This window comes from Streptomyces sp. NPDC027663, from assembly GCF_055566415.1.
Genome location: NZ_JBVHSK010000009.1, coordinates 282,907 through 301,385 on the forward strand (window position 1 = coordinate 282,907; position 18,479 = coordinate 301,385).

Consider the following 18,479-nt stretch of genomic DNA (forward strand, 5'->3'; position numbering starts at 1 on the left):
TGGGGTGCGCGGGACCGGCCGGGGCGCACGGGGCCGGCCACCGCACTCAGGGCCCGGGCTTCGGCTCCGGCGCTCCGGGCCCGGCGCTCACGACTCCGCGGCGACGATCTTCCGGGCGTTCGCCATGGTCCGCTCGTCGGCTGCGCGGCTCCCCTCCAGCGCCTTCTTGTTCTTGGCGATGATCCTCTTCTGTATGCGGCTCTCGATGGCGTGCACCGTCTGGATGTACTCGGTGTCGAGCTTGCACCGGGCGTCGGCGGCGGCGGTCTTCTTCTCCTTGCCGGACGGCTTGTCGGTGACGAACCAGTCGGTGTCGACGGACGACTTGTCCGGGCCGGGGTAGCGGAACCCGGCCTTCTTCATGCAGTGCGACCACTCGCGCTCGGCCTTCTTCCAGGCGGGGACCTTCGTCGCCTCCTTGTGCGCCTGGTACCAGAGGGTCGCAGCAACCGAGTAGTAGCCGCTGAGCCTGATGCCGCCGATCTTGGTGGGCTTGGGCTCGGGGCCGGCGATCTTGCGGAGCGCCTCCCCCATGCACCCCTTCTCGGGGATGGGGTTGCCGTGCGCCCGGTGGCTCTCGCCGGACTCGAAGGTGCCGGTCAGGGCCGTGTACTGGTCGGCGGGCCACTCCATGGCCTGGTCGGTGGCCTCGTCCTGGATCCGGTCGTGGTAGCCGTGTTCGGCCGCCAGGTCGGGATCGTCCACGCCGTACGGGCTGTCGTCACCGAGCTTGCTCATCGCGGCGAGGGCGCCCTGGCGCACCGGGTACGTGGACTCGACCGTCCTGATGTCGAGCGTCTTGAAGCCGGTGAAGCCGAGCCGGACCATGCACTTCCTGGCGAGGATCCACTGCGCCGTGCCGACGGCCTTGCCTTCGGCGGATGCCGCGTCGGGAAGGTAGGCGTTCAGCGGGAACGACCTCATGTTGTTGAGGCGGTGTGCCTCGTCGTCGGCGTCGTCGCCGCCGACGAACTGACATGCCGACACGGCGAACAGGCCAGCGAGGGCGAGAGGGAGGAGTTTACGCACGCGGTCATACGATCAGCCCGAGATCATGCGCGCTGTGGCGGAAGCCACAGTTCCGGCACAAGGCGTCCACAGAAGACCCATGTGATCTCCGTTATGGCCTCACGGGCCCGGAACTGATGGAGTGAGCCTCCGTCAACTGACCGATGTCCGAAGGGGGAACCATGACCACAGGCCAGGGAGTCCGGGGCCGCACAAGAGCCGGCGTCGCGCTGACGACCGGAGCCGTCCTGGGCGCGGGGGTCCTCGCGGCCGCTCCGGCCCAGGCGGCCACGCCTGCGTCCGCGGCCGCCGCGCCGCGCGCCACCGCCGCGGCACCGCAGGTGCAGGCCCAGGGCGCGTACGCCATGAACGCGGCCAGCGGCAAGCAGCTGTTCGGCAAGTCGGTGGACGGCCGGCTGCGCACCGGCTCCACCACGAAGATCATGACCGCGCTCGTGGTGCTGTCCCAGCGGAACGTGGACCTGAAGAAGAAGGTGAAGATCAAGAAGGAGTACACGGACTACGTCATCGACCCGGTGACGGACACCCAGCGCTACTCCAGCGCGAACCTGATCCTCGGCGACTCGATGACGGTGGGCGACCTGCTGTACGGCCTGCTCCTCCCCTCGGGCTGCGACGCGGCCTACGCGCTCGCGGACACCTACGGCACGGGCTCCACGACCGCCCAGCGGACCAAGTCGTTCATCGGCAAGATGAACAGCAAGGCCCGGGAACTCGGCCTGAAGAACACCCACTTCGATTCCTTCGACGGGGTGTCCAACGGGAAGAACTACTCCTCGCCGCGGGACCTGGCCAAGCTGGCCGGGACCGCGCTGAAGAACAAGACGTTCAAGAAGGTCGTCGGCACCAAGGTCTACGACGACATGCAGTCGTACCGGCCGGGCGGCGGAACGCACGCGATGAAGCCGTGGAACAACTCCAACAAGCTTCTCAGCACGTACCGCGGCGCGTTCGGCGTGAAGACCGGCTCCGGCCCGGAGGCGAAGTTCTGCCTCGTGTTCGCGGCGACCCGCGGCTCCAGGACGGTCGTGGGCACCATCCTCGCGGACACCTCGGCGGACCAGCGCTTCAAGGACGCGGCGAAGATCCTCGACTACAGCTTCACCCGCTGAGCAGGACCGGGGGGACCACCCGGTCCCCCCGGCACCCGGGCCGCACCCTGACTCCCCCGGGGGGCACCCCCCGAGCACCTGAGCTGCAGTCAAGAGCCGGTCGAAGATTCCGTCGGCGGCCCAGCGCGCGAAGCGTCCGTGCACGGTCTGCCAGGGCCCGAAGAGAGCCGCGTCGCACAGAAGACGGCCCTCGTCGTCATCGACGGCGTAGCAGTCGTCCGCGAAGCCGGTGTACTCGTCGCCGTGCCGTACGAGCTCATCCTGGACGTCGCCAGGGCCGTGCACGACGAAGTACTCCATCCATGCGACCGCGAGTCACCCCAGGGAGCGGAAGCGGTCATGACCGGGGGCGCGCACGATAGCGCGCGGCAACTGACCACCCAACCGGCGGCCAAGGTCAGAGAGCTACCTCCCGGCCGCCCAATAGATCCAGCTCAAGTCACGGGCGGGCGTGAACACGACTGTCTTCAGCGGCATACCCTCGACGGTGAGCCGCATCTCACCGGGCTTCTCTCCCGGATCAAGCGCTACAAGGAACTTCCGCGAGATTCTCACCGCCTGCGCCTCTGACTGGAAGAGGAGATGACGGCGGTGAAGTTCAAGCGTGCCCACCCACGGTTCCCGCTCGTCAAGGAAGTGGAGCACGGCGGGTGCTGCGTTCCACTCGCGGCGGCGCTGCTCGCTGAACCTCTGATAGTCGTCCCAGGTCATCTCCTCTGACGCCTGCACCTGCCTACGTCGACTTCGCCAACGATCCCAGAGCACGACACCACCCCTTGTGCCTCTGCGCCATGGCCGACGTGCGCCAGGAGTTCCACCAGAGCTGAGTCATCGGGGGCCACTCGACGGGGACGCCGTCCTCCTCGCCGAGTACGCCCTCCGGCAGCTCCGGGCCGCGCAGTTCGTCGTCAGGGTGGAGGGCCACCTCCGGCTCGCTCGCGTTGTGGCGCCGGCGCTTGGCAGGGTCTTTCGGGGCGGAACCTCGTCCAGGCATGAGCGCGCCTCCTTCCGGTCGGGTCGGATGCAGATCTAGGCCCGGGCACGGCTTCGCAGCGATCTTTACGGTAAAAAGTCAGACTTAATGGCTCCCAGCCGAAGGTTCTTCGTGAAAATCATGGGCGTGCGGAAGAATTTCCCGTCTCCCTCACTTGCTTGTGAAGATACGCACTTGCGACTCTGTAGGAAGCCAAGGACCGAACGGAGGAAGCGCCGTGACGAAGATCCTGCCGCGATCCGACGAATCGCAGCAGCCCCAACAGCCCACGCAGCACCAGAAGGAGCCGTCCTTCGATCTTCGCTGCGGCGGAGTTCGACTGACCGTTCAGCGCGTACCTGCGTGGCTGATCACCGCAGTCACCACAGCAGTGGGTAGCGGCCTGGCGTGGTGGTTCCAACGGTAGTCGCAGGGAGGCACCTTGGCCCCGCCCTCTCACGCAGCGGACAGCAGGCGGCCCGTGAGCGGATTCGGACCGCGGTGCGGGCCGGTGGCCGGCCCCGGCGGTGATCGTCGGGCCGTCGGAGCCGGACCGTCCGGCACCCGCGCCGGACGGTGGCAGCCGTCGCGCGTCATCGTGCCGGCCCTGCCGGCCCGGGGGCGAGGAGGCCGTCATGTCCGAAGACTCCGTTCCCCAGCAGGGAGGCCCAGCCGGCCGCCCCGGCCGCGCTCCGTCCCGACGAGGCCGGCTGGGCTGACGGGTTGCTCTCGGCGTCGAGCGCCGCGGTGGCCGTCCGGACGAGCCGAGCCCGTCGGCACCCGCGACGCGCATGACGCAGGCCCTCACCCGTAGGGCACAGGCGGGGCGCCCTTCGCTCACAAAGCACCCGAGGGGCTGTTCTCGTTGCCGCTCTCCGGTAACGCCTCCTCCCGTGCCGCCAGCTTGCGCAGCATCTCCAGGACTCGGTCACGGGACTCGTCGGCCGCGTCGATGGCCTCCATGCACTGCCAGTACGTCGCCTCGTCGGCCGCGGCGCTGGCCATGCCGACCAGGGCTATGCCGACCTCGCCGAGCAGGCCGCCGAGGCAGAGCAGCGTCTCGCGGGCGTCGGCCAGTTCGGTGAGCTGGGCGGCGCGCAGGTCGCCGGGGTCGAGTTCGGGCGGGTCCAGAACCCCGCAGCCCCGGCCCGCCAGCTCGGTCAGTCCGAGCGCCTCGCCGCGCAGCTCCGGCGGGCCGGAGACCGCGAGGCGGCTCCCGATCGCCTGCGCCAGGGCCTGCGCCTGCCAGACCTCCGCCATCATCTCCGCCGCGTCGGCGCCACCCGCCAGCGCGCGCCTGCTCGTGAGGATGAGCCTTACCGCGTCCATGCGGTACCCCCGTTCGTCCTCCGTGCGCTGCCGCACGTCTGCGTGAACTCCCTTATTCACTACCCAGAGTGAGGGCCGTTGGGACGAAAAGCCAGAGGAAGACCGAAATCTGTGGACAACAATTCGGATTCGGCAGGGATTTTGACTGCGGAGAGTAATAACGGAAGGTCTGAGTCCGCCTATTGGTCCTCCGGTCCGGGGGCCGGGAACCTCACTTCGTTGCGCTCGATCTTGGCGGCCAGGGCAGCCAGCGGATCGATGCCCAGCACTTCACAGACCTGCAGCAGATAGGCGAGGACATCGGCGACCTCGTCCGTGACCCGGTGCGCGGTGTCGGGGTCGTCCATCACCCGGGCGGACTCCTCCGGGGTCAGCCACTGGAAGATCTCGACCAGCTCGGAGGCCTCCACCGACAGGGCGGCGACGAGGTTCTTGGGCGTGTGGTACGGCTGCCAGTTCCGCACGGCGGCGAAATCGGCGAGCCTGCGCTGGAGTCCGGCCAGGTCAGGGTGTTCTGTCACGCGTTCATGTGTACCACTGCGACCTCCGGGATCCCCGTGGCCCATGAGGCGTCGCTCACCGCGGCCACGCAGCGGATGTGCCCGCGCCGGCCCATCCGGGCGGCCAGCCCCAGCAGTTCCCGGCGCTGGGAGGGATCCAGAGCGCGGTCGAAGCCGTCGGCGAGGACGGTGAGGGTGCGCAGGGCGTCGGGCACCTCGCCCGGGGCGTCCAGGTCGAGGACGCCCGGACCGGTCAGCAGCACCAGCGTCAGGGCGAGATAGCGCAGTTCACCGTCGCCGAGCCGGGCCAGCTCGGTGCGGAAGCCGTCGCCGCGGTCCAGCACCGCCCGGACCGTGCCGTCGGACAGCGGTTCGGCGACCAGGTCGCTCACCGGTCCGGCGCACCCCGCGCGCAGCGCCTCGACCAGCAGGCCGTGCCGGCGGGCGCACTCCGCGCGTGTGCGCCAGAGCACGTCGGCGAGGTTGTCGCAGCCGGGCAGCAGGCGGCCGGAGCCCATGGGCACGGACACGCGCATGTACGCGGGGCGCGGGTCGCAGGGGAAGACCGAGCGCAGGGCGACGACCATCTGCTCGGCCGCGGCCAGCACCTGGCGCTGTCCGTCGGTCTTGCCGGCCACGCGCAGCGGCAGCAGGGCGGTGCCGAGACGGTCGTCGGGGAGCGGGGCGCGGGTCACCGGGGCGGAGCCGGCGGTGTGCCAGGCGGCCTGGACGGTGCGGCGGCCGGGGTCGCGCAGGGCGGTCTCCAGCAGGACGACCCCGCGCGCGGTCAGCCGCTCCCCCACGATCCGCAGCTCCGGTTCGGCCTGGACGGCGACGTCGAGCCGGACCGGGCCCTCGGCTCCGTCCGCGGTGCACCCGATCCGGAAGCCCCGCCGTCCCCCGGCATCGGGCCGCGCACGCTGCGGCACGCAGGCGACGGGGTCCGCGAACGCCACGTCGAGCGGGGCTCCACCGCCGAGCCGGGCCAGCGCCTCGTACGCCATGAGCGCGGTCGTCTTGCCCGACCCGCTGGGCCCCGCGAACACGGTGACCGGCCTCAGCGGGAACGCGGCCCGGCGATGCCCGGCGAAGGCCGACAGCCGCAACTCGGTGATGCGGGCGCGGACGTCGAGGGGGGAGCGGGACTGCGCCGGGACGACCCCGGCGGACGCATCGGCCGCCGGCGGCCCGGCGGACACGGAGGGCACGGCCATGTGCGGACCGTAGGGCTCCGCCCCGACGACGAACCGTTTTGCCGACGACACCTTCCTACGATCGAGGGACCCGCAACCGCCCCGGCCCGGCCTGTACGAGCTCGCCGCAGGGACCGGACCTCACCCGCGACCGGGGACCGCGCCCGCCTCCCGCGACCTCCGGGCTCTCCCGCGACCTCCGCCCCCTCCCGCGCCCGCGGGACGCGTGCCCTCCCGGCCTCACCGCTCCGCGAGGACCGGAGAGGTCGTGGAAGGCGGGTGGCGGTGCGGGTCAGCCGCCCGAGACGCCGGCGTCCTCCATCAGGCCGCTGACCTCCGTGCCGGGCGGGGTGAGCAGGAAGACGTTGCGGTCGACGCGGTGCATCCCGCTGCCCAGGCCGAAGACGACACCCGTGCTGAAGTCCAGGACGCGTTTGGCGACATCGCCCTCCGCGCCGGACAGGTCGAGCAGGACGGGTACTCCGGCCATCAGCGTCTCGGCGACATCCCGGGCGTCGGCGAAGACGTTGACGCGCAGGACCACGAAGCGGCGCCGGGTCTCGGTCTCGGCATCGGGCAGTGAGCGGTGGCTCACCGCGGACGGCCAGGCGTCCCGGCCCCGCAGCGGCACGACCTGGGCGAGCCCTTCCCACTGCTCATCGGTGACGTCGTAACGGCTCACCGGCTCCCCCCGACCTGACTCGCACTCAATCGTTGCACCAGCCAATTCTTACGCCAAGTCACCCGTTCGGCCCAACAACGACACGGTCCGCGACCGCCGAGGTCCGTCCTCCCGGCCGAAAGCTGGGCCGGATGTACCCATTCGTCCGCTTCTTTATGGGGCTCATACCCGACTCTTCACCAGCCTCCGCCTCTCGCTCACCGGTCGCCGCTAGCGTCCGATGCCGTGCACTTGGCAGAAACACAACAGGTGACATCCGGCGGGCGGACGCGGTCGGCGGTGTCCGCCGGCCCGGGTGTGGGCACGGTGGCCCCGGACGGTCCCGCGCAGTGGCACCGGGTGCTGACGCTGCTCGCCGACGTGAGCCTGTTCATCGGCACGCGGTCGGTGTGGACCCAGGCGGCGACGCACCATCCGGTCCTCGCGGGGGTCGTCTCGGTCTGCTACGTGTCGATCCTGGTGACCGGCGTCCTGGCCCTGACGGTCCGCCGGACGCGCTCGCTGGCCCGCCTGGACCTGGTGGTGCTGGTGACCGCGGTGACGCTCGCGCTGTGCGCCTGGGCGCTGAACCACGCGGGCGGCGACGAGGCCGTCCTCACCACACAGGCGGCGCGCGAACTGGCCGCCGGTCACCCGGTGTACGAGCAGCCCTGGCCCTGGCTGTTCCACACCAAGGGCGTCGCGCTGACGCCGACGATGGACGGCGGGTACGACTTCACGTACGGCTATCCCCCACTGGCCCCGCTGCTCACCGTGCCGTTGCTGTGGGTGGGCCGGCAGGGCGCCCCGGCGACGGCGGCGGCCACCTGTGCGCTGGCCGGGGCCACTGTGCTGCTGTGGCGGCTGCTGCCGGTGCCGTGGCGCTCGGCGGCGACGATGGTCTGCCTGGGCTTCGGTTTCCTGCCGATGTACGCCCGTCAGGGCTATCCGGCGGTCATCGGCATGGCCCTGCTGGTGCCGGTGGTGGTGCACTGGCCCCGGCTCGGCGCGCGAGGGCGGCTGGGCGCGGCCGGGGTCGCGCGTGCCGCATGTCTGGGAGCCGCGTGTGCGGCCCAGCAACTGCCGTGGTTCGTCACGCCGTTCCTGCTGGCCGGCCTCTGGGCCGTGCGCCGGGGCGAGCTGGGCGGGCGGGCGGCGGCGCGGGTGGTGCTGCGGATCGCGGGGGTCGCGCTCCTCACCTGGCTGCTGATCAACGCGTACTTCATGGTGAGCGAGCCCGGGCCCTGGCTGCGGGGCATCGCCCTGCCGCTGACCCAGGGCGCGGTGCTGCACGGGCAGGGCCTGGTGGACGTCTCGCTGTACTTCACTCACGGCAGCGACCGGCTCGACTGGTACGGCCGTGCGAGCATGCTGCTCGGGGCGGCCCTGCTGGCGCTGTACGCGCTGTTCGTCCGGCGGCTGGGGCCGGCCGCGACCGTGCTGCCCTGGTGCGCCTTCTACGTGGCGACGCGGTCGCAGGACGGCTACTACCTGATGATGACCCCGCTGTGGCTGGCGGCGGCGGTGACCGTGCCGCCGGCGGAGTTCGCCCACGCCTGGCAGCCGTGGTCCCGTCCGTCGGCCGGCCCGCGCCGCCGGGCCGCTGCCGTCGCGGCGCTGGTGGCGCCCGCGCTGGTGAGCGCGGCCCTGGCAGCGTCCGGGACACCGCCGCTGCGGATGGACGTCACGGCGGCCCGGCACACCACGGCGCACAGCCTGTCCCGGCTGACCCTGCGGGTCACCAACACCGGCGGCGTCGCGCTCACCCCGCACTACATGCTGACGACCGGCCAGGGCATGAGCCGGTACTGGTCGCTCGTGCGCGGTCCGGCCTCGATTGCCGCGCACACCACGGCGACCGTGGAACTCCGGGCGCCGTCCGGCGCTTTCCGGGTGCCGTCGAAGCGAGGCACCCGGCTCAGGCTGCGCGCCTTCACGGCTGACCCGCAGACGCTGTCCACCCGGGACGTGCAGCCGACCGGACTGGGCCTCAGGCCGCCGTCCGGGTGAAGCGGAGCGCGGCCGTCACCGTGGTCAGGCCGCGCATCATGCCGAGCTGGTTCCAGCCCATGCCGAACTGCTCACGGTCGACCGTGAACCCTGCCTTCAGGGTGAGCGCCTCGGCAGTCACGGCGGTCAGGCGCGCGCCGAGGGACAGGGGCCGGCTGATGCCCCGTACGGTCAGCTGCCCGGTGATCCGCACCTGGTCGCCGCCGAGCCGGTCGGCGCCGCGCACGGCGAGGGTGATCTCCGGGTGCCGGTCGGCGTCGAAGAAGTCGGCGGACCGCAGGTGGGCGTCCCGTCCGGCGCTCCCGGTGTCCAGGGTGGCCGCGTCCAGGGTCACGGTGCCGGCGGCGGACCCGTCGGGCCGGACCTCGCCGGTGCCGCGGACGCCGGCGAAGGTGCCCTTCACGGTGACCAGGCCCCAGATGGTCTTGTGCCGCAGGCCCACGGTGGACGCGGCCGGGTCGAGCTGCCAGAGGCCGGTCTCCACGGCGACGGTCATGGTCGTACTCCCGAGTCAGGTAATTCAAATTTGGATGACTGCGGGCCTCACGCTAGCCCGTCATCCAAAATTGAACAACCCACTCATCCAAAATTGGACAACGGGTAGACTCGTCGCATGTCAGCCTCCGGTCCGCGTCCCGCCGAACAGCCCGCCTGCCCCTCGGGGAACGGTGGCGGGCTGATCCCGGGCGAGCTGCGGGCCTGGATGGTCCTGCTGGCCGCGACCGGCGCCGTCGAACAACGGCTGCGGACGGTCGTGAAGGAGACCCTCGACGTCTCGCACGACGAGTTCCTGATCCTGTGCCTGCTGGCCGAACAGCCCCGCGAGGGGCTGCGGATGACCCAGGTCGCCGACTTCCTCGGCCGCCCCAAGACCCGCCTCACCTACCAGATCGCCTGCCTCCAGCGGGCCGGCCTCGTCGCCCGCAGGTCCGTGTGCGGCGACAAACGGGGCGTCCAGGTCGCCCTCACCGACAAGGCCCGCGACCTGCTCCAGGAGACCTCCGCCCTGCTCGCCGGAGCGGTCCGGCAGGCCCTGGCCGACGCCATGGGCGACGAGCAGCGCGCGGCCCTGTGCGCGCTCGTACCGGATCTGCCGGACGTGCAGGACGATGCGGACTGAGGCGCCGTAACACCGCGTTCCGGACGGGAGCGGCGCTGGTCACAACCGCAAGGGGATAAACCTCACAGCCCGCGCTCCACCTCCGCTTCAGCGGCCTGCCCTAGCATCCGAGCCATGACGGTCCTGCCTGACGACGGGCTCTCACTGGCCGCCGAGTTCCCTGACGCGACACACGAGCAGTGGCAACGCCTGGTCGAGGGCGTACTGCGCAAGTCGGGCAAGGAATTCTCCGGCGCGGCAGCTGAGGACGCCCTGTCCACGACGCTGGAGGACGGGCTGCGCACCCGGCCCCTGTACACCGCGCGCGACGGCGCACCCGACCCCGGTCTGCCGGGATTCGCCCCGTACGTGCGGGGCGGCCGTCCGGAGGGCGGCAGCACGAGCGGCTGGGACGTACGGCAGCGGCACGCGGCGCTCACGGAAGGGGCCGTGCTCGCCGACCTGGAGAACGGCGGCACCTCGCTCTGGCTGGTGCTGGGCGAGGGCGGTTTCCCGGTCTCCGAGCTGGGCCGTGCGCTCGACGGCGTCTACCTCGACCTGGCGCCCGTCGTGCTGGACGCGGGCCGTGACACCGAGGCCGCCGCAGAGGCACTGCTGCGGCTGTACGCGCAGAAGGACGTCGACCCCCGGGCCGCGCGGGGCAACCTGGGCGCCGACCCGCTGGGCTACGAGGCCCGCACCGGCACCGCGCTGGACTTCGCGCCGTTCGCCGCCCTGGCCGCGCGCTGCGCCGAGCAGTACCCGGGCCTGCGCGCGCTGACCGTGGACGCGCTGCCGTACCACGAGGCGGGCGGCTCGGCCGCACAGGAGCTGGGCGCCTCGCTGGCCACCGGTGTGGCCTATCTGCGGGAGCTGACCGAGGCCGGGCTGGGCGCCGAACAGGCCGTCGCACAGCTGGAGTTCCGGTACGCGGCCACGGCCGACCAGTTCCTGACCGTCGCCAAGCTGCGCGCGGCGCGCCGGCTGTGGGCGCGGGTCGCCGAGGTGTGCGGGGCGCCGGGCGCGGGTGCGCAGGTGCAGCACGTGGTGACCTCGCCGGTGATGATGACCCGCCGCGACCCGTGGGTGAACATGCTCCGCACCACGGTCGCGACGCTCGCCGCCGGGGTGGGCGGCGCCGACTCGGTGACCGTGCTGCCGTTCGACCACGCGCTCGGCCTGCCGGACGCGTTCGCGCGCCGGATCGCCCGCAACACCTCCTCCATCCTCATCGAGGAGTCCCACCTGGCCCGGGTCATCGACCCGGCGGGCGGCTCCTGGTACGTCGAGCGGCTGACGGACGAACTCGCCGAGGCCGCTTGGCAGTTCTTCCGTTCCATCGAGCGCGACGGCGGCCAGGCGGCCGGCCTGCGCTCCGGCCGGATCCGCACCGACCTGGCGACGACCTGGGCGGAGCGCTCCAAGAGAATCGCCAAGCGGCGCGAGCCCATCACCGGGGTCAGTGAGTTCCCGCTGCTCTCCGAGAAGCCGGTGGAGCGTGCGCCCGCGCCCGAGCCGCCGTCCGGCGGGCTGCCGCGCGTGCGCCGCGACGAGGCGTACGAGGAGCTGCGCGCCCGCTCCGACGCCCATCTCGCGGCCACCGGGGCACGCCCGCGGATCTTCCTGGCCACGCTCGGCTCCCCCGCCGAGTACACGGCGCGCGCCACGTTCGCGGCCAACCTCTTCCAGGCGGGCGGCATCGAGCCGGTCACCGAGGGCGCCTTCGAGGACAGCGGCGCGACCGAGGCCGTGCTGTGCTCCAGCGACGCGCTCTACGCCGAACAGGCAGGGCAGGCCGCCGAGTCCCTGCGGGCGTCCGGCGCCCGGCACGTGTTCCTGGCGGGCCGGCCGGCCGACCGTCCCGGCATCGACTCGTACGTCTTCGCGGGCTGCGACGCCATCGACGTGCTGTCCGCGACCCTCGACCGCATGGGAGTGTCCTGATGGGAATCCCCGACTTCTCCGGCATCGAGCTGGGGACCCCGGTCGCCGACGGCAGTGCCGATCAGTGGCGTGCGGCCGTCGAACGGGCGACCGGGAGCGAAGAGCCGCTGTGGGAGACCCCGGAGGGAATCGGGGTCAAGCCGCTGTACACCGGGCGTGACCTGGAGGGCCTGGACTTCCTGGACACCTACCCGGGCATGGCGCCGTACCTGCGCGGTCCGTACCCGACGATGTACGTCAACCAGCCCTGGACGATCCGCCAGTACGCGGGGTTCTCCACCGCCGAGGAGTCCAACGCCTTCTACCGGCGCAACCTGGCGGCCGGCCAGAAGGGCCTGTCGGTCGCCTTCGACCTGCCCACGCACCGCGGTTACGACAGCGACCACCCGCGGGTGACCGGTGACGTCGGCATGGCGGGCGTGGCCATCGACTCGATCTACGACATGCGGCAGCTGTTCGACGGCATCCCGCTGGACAAGATGACCGTGTCGATGACGATGAACGGCGCCGTGCTGCCGGTGCTTGCGCTGTACATCGTGGCGGCGGAGGAACAGGGCGTACCGCCCGAGAAGCTGGCCGGAACCATTCAGAACGACATTCTGAAGGAGTTCATGGTCCGCAACACCTACATCTATCCGCCGAAGCCGTCGATGCGGATCATCTCCGACATCTTCGCGTACACCTCGCAGCGGATGCCCCGCTACAACTCCATCTCCATCTCGGGCTACCACATCCAGGAGGCCGGTGCCACGGCCGATCTGGAGCTGGCGTACACGCTCGCGGACGGTGTCGAGTACATCCGGGCGGGGCGGGAAGCGGGCCTGGACGTCGACGCGTTCGCGCCCCGGCTCTCGTTCTTCTGGGCGATCGGCATGAACTTCTTCATGGAGATCGCGAAGATGCGGGCGGCGCGGCTGCTGTGGGCCAAGCTGGTCTCCCAGTTCGACCCGAAGAACAGCAAGTCCCTGTCCCTGCGCACCCATTCGCAGACCTCGGGCTGGTCGCTGACCGCGCAGGACGTGTTCAACAACGTCACGCGTACGGCCGTGGAGGCGATGGCCGCCACCCAGGGCCACACCCAGTCGCTGCACACCAACGCCCTCGACGAGGCGCTCGCACTGCCCACCGACTTCTCGGCGCGCATCGCCCGCAACACCCAGCTGCTCATCCAGCAGGAGTCCGGCACCACCCGGGTCATCGACCCGTGGGGCGGCAGCGCCTACGTGGAGCGGCTGACGTACGACCTCGCCCGCCGGGCCTGGCAGCACATCCAGGAGGTCGAGCAGGCCGGCGGCATGGCGCAGGCCATCGACGCCGGCATCCCGAAGCTGCGCGTGGAGGAGGCAGCGGCCCGTACGCAGGCCCGCATCGACTCCGGACGGCAGCCGGTGATCGGCGTGAACAAGTACCGGGTGGACAGCGACGAGCAGATCGAGGTCCTCAAGGTCGACAACTCCTCGGTGCGCGCCCAGCAGATCGAGAAGCTGCGGCGGCTGCGCGCGGAGCGGGACGAACAGGCCTGCCAGGACGCCCTGGACGCGCTCACCCGGGCCGCCGACGGCACCGAGAACCTGCTGGAGCTGGCCGTGCGCGCGGCCCGCGCCAAGGCGACCGTCGGTGAGATCTCCGACGCCCTGGAGAAGGTGTACGGGCGGCACGCGAGCCAGATCCGTACGATCTCCGGCGTGTACCGCAACGAAGCAGGCCAGTCCCCCTCCGTGGACCGCACCCGGGCCCTGGTCGACGCGTTCGAGGAGGCGGAGGGCCGCCGCCCGCGCATCCTGGTCGCCAAGATGGGCCAGGACGGCCACGACCGCGGCCAGAAGGTGATCGCGACGGCCTTCGCCGACCTCGGCTTCGACGTCGACGTCGGCCCGCTGTTCCAGACGCCGGAGGAGGTCGCCCGGCAGGCGGTCGAGGCGGACGTGCACGTGGTCGGTGTGTCCTCGCTGGCCGCCGGTCACCTCACGCTCGTCCCGGCGCTGCGCGAGAAGCTCGCCGAGGAGGGCCGCGAGGACATCATGATCGTGGTCGGCGGGGTGATCCCGCCGCAGGACGTGCCGACCCTGCTGGAAATGGGCGCCACGGCCGTGTTCCCGCCCGGGACGGTGATCCCGGACGCGGCCCACGACCTGGTCAAGCAGCTGTCGGCCGACCTCGGCCACGAGCTGTAGACCCGTATGGCAGCGATCGATCTCGACACGTATGTGAAAGGTGTGCTCGACGGGAAGCGGGCCCTGGTGGCCCGCGCCATCACGCTCGTCGAGTCCACCCGGCCGCAGCACCGGGCGCTGGCGCAGGAGTTGCTCACCGAGCTGCTCCCGCACAGCGGCCGGGCCCGGCGGATCGGCATCAGCGGGGTGCCGGGCGTGGGCAAGTCGACGTTCATCGACGCGTTCGGCACGCTGCTGACCTCGCTGGGGCACCGGGTCGCGGTCCTCGCCGTGGACCCGTCCTCGACCCGTACCGGCGGCTCCATCCTGGGCGACAAGACCCGGATGGAGCGGCTCGCGGTCGACCCGGACGCCTTCGTGCGGCCCTCCCCCAGCGCGGGCACGCTGGGCGGGGTCGCCAAGGCCACCCGGGAGTCCATGGTGGTGATGGAGGCGGCGGGCTACGACGTGGTCCTGGTGGAGACCGTCGGTGTCGGACAGTCCGAGACCGCGGTCGCCGACATGGTCGACTCCTTCCTGCTGCTGACGCTGGCCCGCACCGGCGACCAGCTGCAGGGCATCAAGAAGGGCGTCCTGGAGCTGGCCGACGTGATCGCCGTGAACAAGGCGGACGGCCCGCACGAGCGCGACGCCCGGGCGGCGGCACGGGAGCTGGCGGGTGCGCTGCGGCTGATGCACGGCAAGGACGCGTTCTGGACGCCGCCGGTGCTGCACTGCAGCGCCCGCGAGTCGACCGGCCTGGACACCGTGTGGGAGCGGCTGGAGCAGCACCGTACGCTGCTGGACTCCACCGGGCGGCTCGCCGCCAAGCGGCGGGACCAGCAGGTCGGCTGGACCTGGGCGATGGTCCGCGACGAGCTGCTCGGCCGGCTGCACGCCGACCCGGCGGTGCGCGAGGCCGCGCCGGACCTCGAACGGCAGGTCAGGGAAGGGCGGTTGACGGCCACGCTGGCCGCGGAGCGCATCCTGGCGGCGTTCGAGGGGCGTACGCCTCGCCCGTGAGTCGCCGGTCCGGACCGCTTCGCGCAAGCCGGCGGGCCGGACCACCGCGGGCGGCCATCCCGGTGCCGAGCACCCGGCAACGGCCGCCGCGCGCCGCGGAACTCCCACTGCGCGCCCGAGATCAAGTAAGTGGGAGCACTCCAGCAGACGTTCTACCTGGTGGCCACGGCCAGGGGGCTCGGCCCGTGCGCGCCGGCCTTCGGCGACACGGAGACGGCGGCCCGCGCCTTCGGCCTCGACCGGCGCGCCGAGCCCGGGGTGGGCGAGTTCGTGGTCTCGGCCTTCCCGGCCCGGGCCACCGGGACGCTGACGGCCTGACCGGCACGGACCGGGCACGTCGCGGTGGCACCCCCGAGGGGCACGGCTCCCGGATGCCGGGTTCCTAACCTGCTCCCGGTGCGTCGCCGGAGAAGTCGTACACGGCCCATTCGGTGACCGGGACATATCCGATGCGCTGGTAGAGGGCGTTGCTGGTGGGATTGGCCGGGTCCGCGAAGAGCACGACGTCCGTCGCACCGGCGGCCAGTGCGGCTCTGCTCACCTCGGCCGTCACGGCGCCCGCGTAGCCGCGGCCACGGAGGTGAGCCGGGGTGTACACGGGGTCGACCCGGACCATGCCGGCCACCATCGACGTCGCGGCGGCCATGGAGACCGGTGTGCCGTCCGGTGTCTCCCAGAACGTGAAGTGTCTGTCGGCGAAGCGCGAGCCGGCCCAGGAGTGTGCGTCCACGGCGGGGACCTCCCCGACGGTGTCGACGAACTCACCGCACCAGCGGACGACGTGGTCGTGGTCCTGTTCGCCCGCGGTGCGGCCCCGGCCCTCGGGGAGCGGGTCCGGTGGGGTGAGGGTGCCGAGACGGTAGAGACGGATCCGGGTGCCGAGCGTCGGCGCCGCGCCCGTGTGCCGCTGCCACGCCTCGGCGACAACGGTGGCGGTGTCGTGGTCCCCGCTGACGCCGGGGACCGGGTGGCCGAGGTCGGCCAGGCGAGCGGCAAGCGTGTCGGCCTGCTCGGGGGTGAGGGGGGTGAGGCTCAGGGGACCGGACGGGCTGCGCTGGGAGAAGACGGCGTGCACCTCGCCCCCTCGCTCCAGCCGGCCGAACACGGGGAACCGGGCACCGTGCGCGGCCGCCCCGTTCGTGCGCAGTTTCTCGGTCGACGTCAGCAGCATGGTGTGCAGGTCAGGGCGGGAACGCAGGAACTGCCCGGCTCGGGCGAGAAAGTCGTCGACGTCTTCGGTGAGGTACCAGTCATCCGGGCGCATGCCTCATGATGGCCGATGCACCCGGCGCGGGAAGGCGATCGCCTGGTACGAGCTGTCACCAAGTCGGCCTCGGCGCAGGGACGTTGATATCCCGACCGGCACGAACGGGGCTCAGTCGGACCAGCTCGCCGCCGACCGGTCAGGATCCCGGATCTCGACCCTTGCTGCACCCCTATCGAATTCGCATTCGAGTGGGGGTTTCAATGCGATGGTTCCGGCCGCTGGTCTCGGCGGGCCCGCTGCGGCACAGACCCGTCAGCAACGTCGAACTGGCCTGCAGGGCGCTGAGCGCCGACTCCGGATCGATCGCCCGCCCGTCGGCGGCCACCTCGCGGATCACCGCCGCGAGCCGCGCGGGCTCGGTGTCCTTCAGCAGGAACCCCGAGGCGTGTGCCTCGAGGGCGCGGCGCAGGTTGCCCGGCCGGCCGAGGGTGGTCAGGATCGCGGTCCGGCAGGCGGGGAGTTCCCGGTGCAGAGCAGAGTGGCGGCTTGCGCCGCAGCCAGGCCAGTGCGCCGGCGGCTCCTTCGGTGCGGCGGAACTGGCTGGAGGATGCACCGAAGCGCCGTCGGCGGCGGCTGAAATCGAGCGTCCGGAACGAACGCCCACACCAAGGGGGGGTCAGCAGTCTGTCCGACCTCCGATGCGTCGTTCAGGGACGCCGGAGGCAACGGTTCCGCCGACGGCGGCGGCGCACGAGGCACAGCAGGTCGGTGCGGGAGCGGACCGACAGAGCCTGGATATCTCGCGCGGGTGGTGGTCCACCGTGTGCGGGGACAGGTGCGGGCGCTCGGCGATCCGCTCGTCACTGATTCCCTGGCGGAGCGCCTGGACTTCGCTCAACCCGAGCCTGCCTCGTCTGGCGGCGCTTCCTCCGCCAACGGATCGGCGCAGGCAAGTCCGCTGCGTCGCACAAGAGTTGGCGGGCCCGGTCCGGACCGCGAAACAAAGAGAACGTCTGCTATGTTTTCGGCGGGTCGAGGTTGGCAGCCGACGCACCGAGGGGGAGCACTACATGGTCACCAGCTGCATCGCAGGCTCACCGTTCGCGCGCACCGGGTGGCCGCTGACCGAATTCGTCCGCACCGTCTTCAGCAGCCTGCCCCACGCCGATCAGCGGCGGTGGGCCGACATGTACGTGCGTGGCCTGCTGAGCACACCGGGCCGCAAGACGATGAAGCGCCCGGCCGGACAGATGTGCGGGTCACCGAGCGCCGGGCAGGCGCTCCGCCAGTTCATCACGTCCAGCCCCTGGGACTGGCACCAACCCCGGGCCGCCCTGGCCCGGCTGGCGGCCCGGTGCCTCCCGGACCACACGTGGGTCGCCGGGACGTTCGTGACGGAAAGGCCCGGGAGCCGCTCGGTCGGCGTCGGCCGCCGTTTCGTGCCCGGCCTGGGCGCCACGGTCAACTGCCAGGTGGGCGTGGGTCTTTTCCTCGCCTCGCGGACCGAGGCCATCCCCGTGGACTGGAACCTGGTCCTGGACGGCGGATGGCGCGAGGAGGCGGCGCTGCGCCGGCGGGCCAGGATCCCGGACACCGTAGACGGCGGTTCGGCCTGGGAGTGCGCGCTGGAGATGGCGGCCGACGCGCCCGTGGCGCCCCGGGTGCAGCGCGCGCCGCTCGTCGCCGACCTGACGGTGACCGGAGACCTCGCCCGCGTCACCGAGGCGCCGGCCTTCGGCCGCGGGGAGTTCCTCGTCCGCGTCCGCCCCGACCACCCCGTGCTGGAGCACACCCCCGGCGCGGCGCAGCCCCTCTCCGCGGCCCTGTCGACGGCCGAGCACGTGATCACGGAGGGCGGAGCACGCCCCCGGGTGGCGCTGTCCCGGTACGACGACGGGTCGGGACCGGTGGAGGTCCGCTCGGCGCTGGTGCAGCTGCCCGGACGGCGCGAGCCCGGCGAACCCCCGCGCCGTTACCGGCTCTTCGCCCTCGACTCCGCCGGCGAGTCCGGCCAGCCGCAGTTCTGGCTCAGCTCGCTGCACCGACGGGGCATGGGACACATGGGCTCGCTGATGCGCCGTCAGCAACTGGTGCGGGACACCCTGCACACGCTGGCAGCGGGCTACGGCCTCACGGACTTCGAGGGACGCTCCTTCCCCGGCTGGCACCACCACATGACGATGGTGTCCGCCGCCTACGCCTACCGGTGCCTGTCCCCCGGTACGGCCGCGCGGCTGAGCGCCTGA

19 protein-coding genes are annotated in these 18,479 nt (G+C 71.9%); 9 read left to right on the forward strand and 10 right to left on the reverse strand.

The genetic code is table 11. The features are described from left to right. Nucleotides 1-87: 87 nt before the first annotated feature. On the reverse strand, nt 88-987 hold the full coding sequence (locus ACZ4SF_RS24435; protein ID WP_468388000.1) for a hypothetical protein: 900 nt from the start codon (nt 985-987) through the stop codon (nt 88-90). Nucleotides 988-1,190: 203 nt separating this feature from the next. Between ACZ4SF_RS24435 and ACZ4SF_RS24440 the strand changes: the two genes are divergently transcribed. Next, complete coding sequence (locus ACZ4SF_RS24440; RefSeq protein ID WP_468388002.1) at nt 1,191-2,141, forward strand: D-alanyl-D-alanine carboxypeptidase family protein; 951 nt, start codon at nt 1,191-1,193, stop codon at nt 2,139-2,141. A 405-nt stretch (nt 2,142-2,546) separates the two neighbouring features. Here ACZ4SF_RS24440 and ACZ4SF_RS24445 read toward each other — a convergent pair whose 3' ends face one another. Together ACZ4SF_RS24445 and ACZ4SF_RS24450 are read right to left on the reverse strand one after the other, a co-directional pair. Further along, entirely contained in the window at nt 2,547-2,852 is a 306-nt protein-coding gene (locus ACZ4SF_RS24445) for a hypothetical protein (protein ID WP_468388004.1), read from the reverse strand. A gap of 22 nt (nt 2,853-2,874) precedes the next feature. Beyond that, nucleotides 2,875-3,135 (reverse strand): phage terminase small subunit, encoded by a 261-nt coding sequence (locus ACZ4SF_RS24450; protein WP_468388006.1) that lies wholly within the window; start codon nt 3,133-3,135, stop codon nt 2,875-2,877. A gap of 217 nt (nt 3,136-3,352) precedes the next feature. Between ACZ4SF_RS24450 and ACZ4SF_RS24455 the strand changes: the two genes are divergently transcribed. Continuing rightward, complete coding sequence (locus ACZ4SF_RS24455) at nt 3,353-3,541, forward strand: hypothetical protein (RefSeq protein WP_468388008.1); 189 nt, start codon at nt 3,353-3,355, stop codon at nt 3,539-3,541. A 410-nt stretch (nt 3,542-3,951) separates the two neighbouring features. On the opposite strand, the gene ACZ4SF_RS24460 is transcribed toward ACZ4SF_RS24455, so the two are convergent. The 4 genes from ACZ4SF_RS24460 to ACZ4SF_RS24475 form a co-directional block, all read right to left on the reverse strand. Beyond that, a complete protein-coding gene (locus ACZ4SF_RS24460; RefSeq protein ID WP_468388091.1) occupies nt 3,952-4,443 on the reverse strand; it encodes a DUF6099 family protein in 492 nt (163 codons plus the stop codon). Nucleotides 4,444-4,622: 179 nt separating this feature from the next. Then, nucleotides 4,623-4,964 carry a nucleotide pyrophosphohydrolase gene (locus tag ACZ4SF_RS24465; RefSeq protein WP_201837275.1) on the reverse strand — a complete coding sequence of 114 codons (342 nt, stop codon included), beginning with the start codon at nt 4,962-4,964 and terminating at the stop codon, nt 4,623-4,625. Next, complete coding sequence (locus ACZ4SF_RS24470) at nt 4,961-6,157, reverse strand: AAA family ATPase (RefSeq protein ID WP_468388010.1); 1,197 nt, start codon at nt 6,155-6,157, stop codon at nt 4,961-4,963. Before ACZ4SF_RS24470 ends, ACZ4SF_RS24465 begins: the two co-directional genes overlap by 4 nt. Before the next feature lie 271 nt (nt 6,158-6,428). Further along, on the reverse strand, nt 6,429-6,818 hold the full coding sequence (locus ACZ4SF_RS24475) for a cell division protein SepF (protein ID WP_468388012.1): 390 nt from the start codon (nt 6,816-6,818) through the stop codon (nt 6,429-6,431). A 279-nt stretch (nt 6,819-7,097) separates the two neighbouring features. Between ACZ4SF_RS24475 and ACZ4SF_RS24480 the strand changes: the two genes are divergently transcribed. Further along, entirely contained in the window at nt 7,098-8,807 is a 1,710-nt protein-coding gene (locus ACZ4SF_RS24480) for a hypothetical protein (RefSeq protein ID WP_468388014.1), read from the forward strand. On the opposite strand, the gene ACZ4SF_RS24485 is transcribed toward ACZ4SF_RS24480, so the two are convergent. Further along, a complete protein-coding gene (locus tag ACZ4SF_RS24485) occupies nt 8,788-9,303 on the reverse strand; it encodes a YceI family protein (RefSeq protein WP_468388016.1) in 516 nt (171 codons plus the stop codon). The genes ACZ4SF_RS24480 and ACZ4SF_RS24485 overlap by 20 nt on opposite strands. A 117-nt stretch (nt 9,304-9,420) precedes the next feature. Here ACZ4SF_RS24485 and ACZ4SF_RS24490 point away from each other — a divergent pair, with 117 nt between their 5' ends. The 5 genes from ACZ4SF_RS24490 (at nt 9,421) to ACZ4SF_RS24510 (ending at nt 15,344) form a co-directional block, all read left to right on the forward strand. Continuing rightward, entirely contained in the window at nt 9,421-9,927 is a 507-nt protein-coding gene (locus tag ACZ4SF_RS24490) for a MarR family winged helix-turn-helix transcriptional regulator (protein WP_468388018.1), read from the forward strand. Nucleotides 9,928-10,041: 114 nt separating this feature from the next. Beyond that, the gene (locus tag ACZ4SF_RS24495; protein WP_468388020.1) at nt 10,042-11,850 is read left to right on the forward strand and encodes a methylmalonyl-CoA mutase family protein; all 1,809 of its coding nucleotides are present in this window, start codon (nt 10,042-10,044) and stop codon (nt 11,848-11,850) included. After that, nucleotides 11,850-14,024 (forward strand): methylmalonyl-CoA mutase, encoded by a 2,175-nt coding sequence (gene scpA, locus ACZ4SF_RS24500; RefSeq protein WP_468388022.1) that lies wholly within the window; start codon nt 11,850-11,852, stop codon nt 14,022-14,024. Before ACZ4SF_RS24495 ends, scpA begins: the two co-directional genes overlap by 1 nt. Before the next feature lie 6 nt (nt 14,025-14,030). Continuing rightward, nucleotides 14,031-15,026, forward strand: coding sequence for a methylmalonyl Co-A mutase-associated GTPase MeaB (meaB, locus tag ACZ4SF_RS24505; protein ID WP_468388023.1), 996 nt, complete (start codon nt 14,031-14,033; stop codon nt 15,024-15,026). Between the two features lie 129 nt (nt 15,027-15,155). Then, nucleotides 15,156-15,344: a hypothetical protein gene (locus ACZ4SF_RS24510; RefSeq protein ID WP_468388025.1), complete on the forward strand. Its 189-nt coding sequence runs from the start codon at nt 15,156-15,158 to the stop codon at nt 15,342-15,344. Nucleotides 15,345-15,408: 64 nt separating this feature from the next. On the opposite strand, the gene ACZ4SF_RS24515 is transcribed toward ACZ4SF_RS24510, so the two are convergent. Both ACZ4SF_RS24515 and ACZ4SF_RS24520 read right to left on the reverse strand, forming a co-directional pair. Further along, nucleotides 15,409-16,290, reverse strand: a complete 882-nt coding sequence (locus ACZ4SF_RS24515) for a GNAT family N-acetyltransferase (protein ID WP_468388027.1) — start codon at nt 16,288-16,290, stop codon at nt 15,409-15,411. Between the two features lie 172 nt (nt 16,291-16,462). Next, the gene (locus tag ACZ4SF_RS24520) at nt 16,463-16,897 is read right to left on the reverse strand and encodes a response regulator (RefSeq protein WP_468388029.1); all 435 of its coding nucleotides are present in this window, start codon (nt 16,895-16,897) and stop codon (nt 16,463-16,465) included. A 406-nt stretch (nt 16,898-17,303) separates the two neighbouring features. Here ACZ4SF_RS24520 and ACZ4SF_RS24525 point away from each other — a divergent pair, with 406 nt between their 5' ends. Next, complete coding sequence (locus ACZ4SF_RS24525) at nt 17,304-18,479, forward strand: IS701 family transposase (RefSeq protein ID WP_468388031.1); 1,176 nt, start codon at nt 17,304-17,306, stop codon at nt 18,477-18,479.